10 protein-coding genes are annotated in these 7,659 nt (G+C 70.8%); 2 read left to right on the forward strand and 8 right to left on the reverse strand.

Going from position 1 to position 7,659, the window contains the following annotated elements; all coding sequences use genetic code 11:
- Window positions 1-322: 322 nt before the first annotated feature.
- The 8 genes from ABT095_RS38380 to ABT095_RS38415 all read right to left on the reverse strand — a co-directional run bounded on the left by ABT095_RS38380 (window position 323) and on the right by ABT095_RS38415 (window position 4,985).
- Entirely contained in the window at window positions 323-457 is a 135-nt protein-coding gene (locus ABT095_RS38380) for a DUF6126 family protein (protein WP_350534273.1), read from the reverse strand.
- On the reverse strand, window positions 454-624 hold the full coding sequence (locus tag ABT095_RS38385) for a DUF8834 family protein (RefSeq protein WP_350534274.1): 171 nt from the start codon (window positions 622-624) through the stop codon (window positions 454-456). Before ABT095_RS38385 ends, ABT095_RS38380 begins: the two co-directional genes overlap by 4 nt.
- Window positions 625-653: 29 nt before the next feature.
- A complete protein-coding gene (locus ABT095_RS38390; protein WP_350534275.1) occupies window positions 654-1,070 on the reverse strand; it encodes an ATP-binding protein in 417 nt (138 codons plus the stop codon).
- Between the two features lie 103 nt (window positions 1,071-1,173).
- Window positions 1,174-2,892 carry a SulP family inorganic anion transporter gene (locus tag ABT095_RS38395; RefSeq protein WP_350534276.1) on the reverse strand — a complete coding sequence of 573 codons (1,719 nt, stop codon included), beginning with the start codon at window positions 2,890-2,892 and terminating at the stop codon, window positions 1,174-1,176.
- Window positions 2,889-3,236: an ArsR/SmtB family transcription factor gene (locus tag ABT095_RS38400; RefSeq protein WP_350534277.1), complete on the reverse strand. Its 348-nt coding sequence runs from the start codon at window positions 3,234-3,236 to the stop codon at window positions 2,889-2,891. Before ABT095_RS38400 ends, ABT095_RS38395 begins: the two co-directional genes overlap by 4 nt.
- Before the next feature lies 1 nt (window position 3,237).
- On the reverse strand, window positions 3,238-3,429 hold the full coding sequence (locus tag ABT095_RS38405) for a hypothetical protein (RefSeq protein WP_350534278.1): 192 nt from the start codon (window positions 3,427-3,429) through the stop codon (window positions 3,238-3,240).
- 306 nt (window positions 3,430-3,735) lie between these two features.
- Complete coding sequence (locus ABT095_RS38410) at window positions 3,736-4,134, reverse strand: hypothetical protein (RefSeq protein ID WP_350534279.1); 399 nt, start codon at window positions 4,132-4,134, stop codon at window positions 3,736-3,738.
- Window positions 4,131-4,985, reverse strand: coding sequence for an IS5 family transposase (locus ABT095_RS38415; RefSeq protein ID WP_350534280.1), 855 nt, complete (start codon window positions 4,983-4,985; stop codon window positions 4,131-4,133). The genes ABT095_RS38410 and ABT095_RS38415 overlap by 4 nt, the downstream gene beginning before the upstream one ends.
- Window positions 4,986-5,434: 449 nt before the next feature.
- On the opposite strand from ABT095_RS38415, the gene ABT095_RS38420 reads away from it, so the two are divergent.
- On the forward strand, window positions 5,435-5,707 hold the full coding sequence (locus ABT095_RS38420) for a hypothetical protein (RefSeq protein ID WP_350534281.1): 273 nt from the start codon (window positions 5,435-5,437) through the stop codon (window positions 5,705-5,707).
- A 328-nt stretch (window positions 5,708-6,035) separates the two neighbouring features.
- Window positions 6,036-6,890 carry a DUF427 domain-containing protein gene (locus tag ABT095_RS38425; RefSeq protein WP_350534282.1) on the forward strand — a complete coding sequence of 285 codons (855 nt, stop codon included), beginning with the start codon at window positions 6,036-6,038 and terminating at the stop codon, window positions 6,888-6,890.
- The last annotated feature ends 769 nt before the right edge of the window (window positions 6,891-7,659 follow it).

Raw genomic sequence — 7,659 nt, forward strand, 5'->3', positions numbered from 1 at the left:
GCGCAGGCCGCAGGTATGCGGATGACCGGAGCGAAGTGCTGGACGGCACCCACAAAACGCTCAGCCTCGAAACGCTGGAACGCTGGTACGGCTCCCGCCCGAGCACCCCGATCGCCTGGACCTGCCGGTCAGCGCAGGCCGCAGGTATGCGGATGACCGGAGCGAAGTGCTGGACGGCACCCACAAAACGCTCAGCCTCGAAACGCTGGAACGCTGGTACGGCTCCTGCCCGGGCACCCCGATCGCCTGGACCTGCCGGTCGTCGAACGGACCACCGGCCGGTGCCTCGGCGAGGTCGTCCTGCCGGACCCCGATGAGCTGCCTAGCGGCGGTGGCCGCCGACGTAGAACAGCAGGATGACGAAGAATGCGAAGAAGTGGGTACCGGCGATGTAGATCGCGGCCCGGGTCCAAGCCTGCTTGCGCTTGGCCTTCTCGTCGTCGACGGCGTCGCTCACGGGCGACCCTCCTGGTCCGGCTGGGAATGGCGGGGGCGGGGGCGGATGTGCAGGCGTCGGCCCGTGGTGGCGGCGTGGTCGAGGAGTTCACGCAGGGTGGCGAGGTCGACCGTGTCGGCAGGGCCAGCGGTGCCGTGGTCGTCGTAGGGAGTGACGTCGAAGCGCAAGCGGGCCTCTTCCTTCGTCTCGGGTACGGTCATCGGCCGGGCCGGGGGAGCAGGACCGTCACACCCTTGCCCGGCCCGGTGCTGTCGGGGGTGACGGACAGGTGGCCGCCGAAGCCGTCGGCCAGTGCGGCGATCACCGCGAGGCCGCCGTTGCGCAGCGCGGCACCGGCGGCTGGGACGACAGGCAGGCGGGGATCGCGGTCGTGGACGGTGATGTCGAAGTGGTGGCCGTTGAGAGCGATCAGGAGGTCGATGCCCGGGCCGGAAGCCGTGGTGTGGCGGACGGCATTGAGGACGAGCTCGGTGGCGATGAGCTGGGCAGCGTCCAGGACGGCGGCGTTCGCAGGAACGCCCCAACCGGTGAGCACGGCGTGGACGGTACGCCGGGCCAGCGGCACGGACCCGCCCTCGGCGGCCAGTGTCACCCCGAACGCTTGCTCCGACACCCGGGAGGGCTCGGCGCGCAGGTCTCCGCCGGCCTGCGGCCCGGACCGGCGACGACTCCAACGCCCGGTCACCGGCACGGTCCTCGAGGCCCGCGGACGGGCGTCAACGCCGCCCCCGGGCTGCCTCGGTGAGCAGGCCGGCCTCGTGCAGGTGCTTGTGCGCGTAGGAGATGGCCTCCGGGGTGGTCGGGAAGACGTGGCCCTGCCCGTGCAGGCCGGCCAGGACGCCGAGCGCGTCGAGAGTGCGGCGGTGCTTCTCCTGGACGCCGGAGACCAGCACCAGGATGCCCCGGGCGGTGAGCTTGCCGATGGCGTCGCCGAGCACCCGGGCCCCGGTGGCGTCGATCGCACTGACCCGGGACAGCCGCAGGATGACGGCCTTCACCTCCCCGGTGTCGGCGAGTTCGAGCAGGAAGCGGTGGGCGGCGGCGAAGAACAGCGGGCCGTCCACCCGGTAGGCCACGATGTGCTCGGCCAGCAGCGCCTGCTCCTCCGCGTGGTGGTCGGCCGGGGGCAGGCCCTCGTGCAGCGGCACCCGGGTCAGCGCGGCCGAGCGGGCCACCTGACGCAGCGCCAGGGCCCCGGCCACCAGCAGCCCGACGATCACGGCGGTCACCAGGTCGAAGGCGAGCGTCGCGCCCGCCGTCAGCACCATGACCGCGGTCTCGCCGCGCCCGGCCCGGGCCAGCGCCCGCAGCGAGCCGACCTCGACCATCCGCACTGCGGTGGCGATCAGCACCCCGGCCAGCGCGGCCAGCGGGATGCCCGCGACCAGCGGGGCGGCGGCGAAGACGACCACCGCAAGTACCGCCGCATGGACCAGCGCGGCCAGCCGCGATGCGGCGCCGGAACGGACGTTGACGGCGGTCCGGGCGATCGCGCCGGTCGCGGCGACGCCGCCGAACAGCGGGGCGATCAGGTTGGCGACGCCCTGGCCGAAGAGCTCACGGTCGCTGTCGTGGCGCTCGCTCACGCTCATCGCGTCGGCGGCGGTGGCCGACATCAGCGACTCCAGCGCCGCCAGCGCCGCGACCGCGAGCGCGGCGGTGGCCAGGTGCGGCACCGCGCCCACGTCCAGGAAGGAGAGCGAGGGGGCGGGCAGCCCCTCGGGCAGACGGCCGATGGCGGCCACCTGCAGGTGCCCGAACCTCACGGCGAGCGTCGCGCCGACGACCGCGAGCAGCGAGAACGGGACGCCCGGCCGCAGCCGCGCGCCCGCCAGCATCACCACCGCCACCCCGGCCGCCAGGGCGAGCGCGGCCAGGTGCGGCGCACGCGCGAAGTCGACCGCCGCGTCCCAGGCACCGACCACCACACTCGAAGCACCCGAGGCCTTCACACCGAGCGCGGCGGGAACCTGCTGGAGGCCGATCACGGCAGCGATGCCGACCGTGAAACCCTCCACCACCGGCGCGGGCACGAACGCCATGAAGCGCCCGATCCCGCCAAGAGCGGCGGCCATCAGCAGCACCCCCGCGAGCAGACCGACGGTCAGCACCCCGGCCGTGCCGTACCGGTGCACGATCGGCACCAGCACCACCGTCATGGCCCCGGTGGGGCCGGAGACCTGGAGGTTCGAGCCGCCGAAGAACGCGGCGAGCGCCCCGGCCACCACCGCCGTGGCAAGCCCCGCTCCCGCACCCGCACCGGAGGCGACACCGAACCCGAGCGCGAGCGGCAGCGCCACGATCGCCACGGTCAGGCCGGCTATCAGATCCCCCCGCGGGGACCGACCCATCGTGGCCAGCACCCGACGGTCGGGCAGCACCGCCCGCACCCGGCCGAGCGCACGCCGCCCGGCCGTCACGTCAACGACACTCATGCGCTCGCCTCCCGCACCTCGGGCTCACGCAGCTGCGCCAGCAGCTCACCCTGGTCCGTGATCATCTCGGTGAGGATGCGCCGGGCCGCCCGCAGCAGCTCGGCCACATCCGGCGTACTCAGCTCGTAGACCACGGTGTTGCCGTCACGGGTCGCGCTCACCAGATTGCTCCGCCGCAGCACCGAGAGCTGCTGGGACAAGCTGGACGGCTCGATCTCGATCGCCGCCAGCAACTCGCGCACCGGGCACGGACCGTGCTCCAGCAGCTCCAGCACCCTGATCCGGACGGGATGACCGAGCGTGCGGAAGAACTCCGCCTTCGCCTGGTAGAGCGGGACAGCCATCTCAACCCTCCTCCCCGTCCGTCGCGGTGCGCCCGACATCGAGGCCATGGCTCTCGGCGATCCGCAGCAACTGCGCCACCCGCCCGGCACAGGCCTGCACACCGTCCTCGTCGCCCTCGACCTGCGCAGCGACACGCCGCCTGCGAGCCTCGGCGAGTTGCTCGTGCAGCTCCTGGCCGAACACGTCGTCCATGGCTGTCCTTCCACAGGAGTCCCGCCGGCCGCACCAAGCGCCAGCTTGCATGAAGCACTATCTATGAAAATGAAGAATTCTTCAAGTCATAGACCGCGAGCGCGGGGCGAAGCTGTGCCTGCGCACGTTGCCCCTGAACGCCCCAACGCTCAGCGATTGGGCTCGACCAGAGCTTCCGCCGCCCGCAGGTACCGCTCCCGAAAGGAAAGATAGCCAGCTCGGTCTCGTCCGACGTCACAACAACACGAAGCCCGATCAAGCGCTCCGGAATCCGGGCGGCCAGCCACCGACACCGATCAGAGGACGTTAAGTCCGTTTCTGGTAGCGGCCGCGTCCGGGTTGGGTGAGGAAGCCCTGGCGAGCGAGGCGTCCGAGGCGGCTGCGGGTGATGTTGACGGACGCCTCGTCGGTGGGCATGCCGAGGAGCTCGTGCAGCTCGCGTGCCCGGAATGCCTGGTCGGGGTGCTGGTTGAAGGCGTTCACGATGGCCTGGTAGGTGGTGTTCGTCCCGGGTGGTTCGGATTCGGGTCCTGCCGGCGTGACCTCCGCGATGATCTTTCGGGCGGTGGCCAGGTCCGTGAGCCGCGCTTCGGTCTCGGTCAGGGCTGCGGCGAGCTCTTCGATCCGGGCGCGTAGTTCTGCGGCGCGGGCGGTGGCCTCATCCTGCCGGGCCTGGAGGTCTGCCAGAAGTTCGGTGACGTTCACGCGGCCAGTCCGAGGGTGTCGCGCCAGGCCGGGGCCGGTGTGGTGAGGCGGCGGGTCATGTTCGCGGTGGAGGCCCAGTAGACGCGTGAGGCGGAGGTGTCGGGCCGGTGGTCGTACTCACGGACGAGGCGCCGGTGTAGCAGCAAGGTGCCGTTCGTCTGCTCCACCACCCACCGTTTCGGCTGCGGGACGAAGCCCTTGCCCTGGTCGGCCGGGTTGCGGCGGACGACCTCGACGTCGATGTCCAGCAGAGCGCCGTGGATGATCACCTCGTCCTTGAAGCCCTGGTCCACCAGTGCCTTCTCCAGACGCATCCCGCACCGCTCGGCGACCTGGTCGAGCAGGGCGGTGCCGGCGGCGTTGTCGTGGGCGGAGGCGGCCAGGACAACAACGCCGATGATCAGCCCCATGACGTCCACGGCCAATCCCCGCTTGCGCCCCGACACCTTCTTGTTCGCGTCCAGCCCCGTCGTGGTCTTCGGGACACCGGCGGCCGCACGCACGGACTGGGTGTCGATGACCACGAGGGACGGGTCCTCTAATCGGCGGGCCCGCTCCCGGACCTGGCAGCGCAGAAGTTCCTGGATCCGCTGGTCCAGCCCGTCCTGGCGCCACAGCGTGAAGTAGTAGAACACCGCCGACCAGGCCGGCAGATCATGGGGCAGGTAGCGCCACTGACAGCCCGTCCGGTTCTGGTAGAAGATCGCATTCACGATCTCCCGCAGATCACAGCCCCCCGGATCCCCGGTCGCCGATCGCGCCACCCGGTCCTGCTTCCAGGCCGTGATCATCGGCTCGATCAACGCCCACTGCTCGTCCGATAAGTCGCTCGGATACGCCCGTCTGTCCATGCGCAGCAGAACATCACCCGAACCCCGACTGGCACACCAGTACGGCTGACGTTCACACGAACGAGCGACCACGAGCCGAGAGAAAAGGGACTTAACGTCCACTCAGGACACCGACCGCTGGAAGCAGGTGACGCACCGACACCGGCGTCGTCAACGACAAGCTCCGAGATCGGGAGGACTACTACAACTTCCACCGCCCGACCACGTCCATCTGGTCCTCCGGACCCAGAACCCCGTGGTCGGCCTCTACACGTGACGGCCGGGGAGGGAGATCCTTCACAACAGCGGCCCGGAAGAGCCCACAGCAGCTGGAACCCGATGCCGACGGGCGGACCTGACCTGTCCTGCCCTGACGCCCCGCCGGCCTCCTCTCGGCGGACTCCGCCTCCCGAAGCCACAACCTGCCTGACCGCCTGGACCACGAACTCGTACATCAAGGACGAGTTGGCGTGAAGGCAGACGCGAGCGTCTGGAAGGTGCCCGAGCAGTCCGTCATTCCCAGGAACGCCAAAGCTGGCGAAGACGTGCTGGTCCTGACCGAGGACTCCGCTGGGGAGATCGGTCTGGCTGCGGTCACCGACGGTGCAACCGACAAGAGCGGCCGCGACTACGGCGGCATGAGCGGCGGCGCGCTCGCCGCAGCCACCGTGGCCGAGGTCCTGTCCGGGCTCGGCCCGGCAGCCGGTGCGGGTCGGCGGTGCGCGCCGTGCGCGAGGCGCTGAGCGCGCTGCGGGTGTCCGGGTTCTCCAGCGCGTCCATGAGGCAGTGCCGGCCGGAGCGGCCCACACGCCGCCACACCGGCTCGAGAGGCCCGTGCTCCGCCAGCAGCTCCAGGATGGCGGCGATGACCGGCACCACGTCGTCGTACTCACGCCACCTGTCGCCGTTGTAGCCGCAGACCGCCCTGCACCAACGCCGGACCCCTCACGCCGGCCAACCGGCAGCCGCCCGCGTCGCACCCCTGACCTGCACTCCCGTGGCCGCGCGAGCAGTCGCTGTCGGTGCCAGGCTGGGACATGCGAGGAAGACCTACCTCCGGAGGAGCTGCAGATGAGCACGCGGATGCGTGACCTGCTGGCCGAAGGCCTGGGCGAGCTCCGGCACGAGCCGATCGGCAAGCACATCCGGGCGGTCCTGGACGGGCGCACGGTCGTGGACACCACGAGGGCCGTGCTGGTCTGGGAACCGCGTCGGATCGTGCCGTCCTACGCCGTGCCGGTCAGCGACATGTCAGCAGAGCTGTCGCCGACCGGCACGGCGGCGACGGACGCCGCGGACGGTGCCGGGGTGCACCTGCTCGACCTGTCTGCGAGGCCGGTGCTCGACCCGTCGGTTCCCTTCACCGTGCACACCGCCAAGGGCCGCGTGGCTGACGTGAGAACCGACGGGCAGCAACTACTTGGAGCCGGGTTCCAGCCCGCCGACCCTGCCCTGGACGGGTTCGTCGTCCTGGACTTCCGGGCCTTCGACGCCTGGTACGAGGAGGACGAACGCAACGTCGCTCACCCCAGGGACCCGTTCCACCGCATCGACGTGCTGGCGTCCTCGCGCCATGTCCGGGTCGAGTTGGACGGCGAGGTACTGGCCGAGTCATCCCGGCCAACCCTGCTGTTCGAGACCCTGCTGCCGACGCGCTACTACCTGCCTCCCGAGGATGTCCGCGCGAAGCTCACCCCCAGCAGCACCCGCACGTGGTGCGCATACAAGGGACGAGCGTCCTACTGGTCCGCCACGTCCGGTGACCACGCCCTGCCCGACATCGCCTGGACCTACCAGCAGCCCCTCCACGAAGCCGAGCACATCCGGGGCCTCGTCGCGTTCTTCAACGAGCGACTCAACCTTGTCGTGGACGGCGAACGCGCCAGCCGGCCCTGCACCCCCTGGTCTTCCCACCCCGACACCTAGGGAGCGTACTTGGTCGTGATCAAGGGACGGCCTTGGCAAGGCCCCTGATCCAGATCATCGAGGCACGGAGGTGAAGACCACCGAGGTAGCTCTCGGGTGTCCTGTCGAACCGGGTGGCGATGCCCCGGCGGCCGCCGTCACGCGCAGCTGTCGCGCCCGGCCTCGCACGAGGGGAAGCGGCTATTCCCACAGGTCACAGAGCACGGGACCACCACACACGACAGCGGGTCGCGACAGGGGTCGCAACAGCCTGACGGTGGTCGGCACCTAGCGGCGCGGTCCTTCACCGGGTGGACCTTGGCGTGCAGCACCCTGGCCTCCCACCACCGGTCGGCTGGCTTCGCAACCAGGGCGGCCATAGCTCCCGCTCGGTCGGAGCTGGCTGCACCAGCGGGCCCGGTTCCTGCTCCCCCGGCCGCTGACGCACTGCGGGCATTCCAGCCGGTCGGGGCCGGCCTTCTCCCGTAGCTCCGGCTTCGAGCCCGTCATCCGGCAGAGCGGGCCCCGGCACGTCCAGCACGGGCGCAGCGCGGCGTTGGCCGTGCGGGCGGGCTCCAGTTGTTCTTTCGGCTTCCCGTTCCAGGCGCTCGGTGTGTTCCTGGTGGCAGAGCCAGCAGCGGCCGCCGGGGCGGCGGGTCCACTCGATCTGTCCCTGTCGGCCGTACTCCCAGGTGCGGGTGTGTCCAGCGACTGGTGTATCTCGTGTTGTGTGAGTTACCGGCGGCCGACGGAGAGGCGACCGTCGAAGGCGATGTCGAAGGCCTGGAGA

This window comes from Kitasatospora sp. NPDC002227, assembly GCF_040296285.1.
In the GTDB taxonomy this organism is placed as follows: domain Bacteria; phylum Actinomycetota; class Actinomycetes; order Streptomycetales; family Streptomycetaceae; genus Kitasatospora.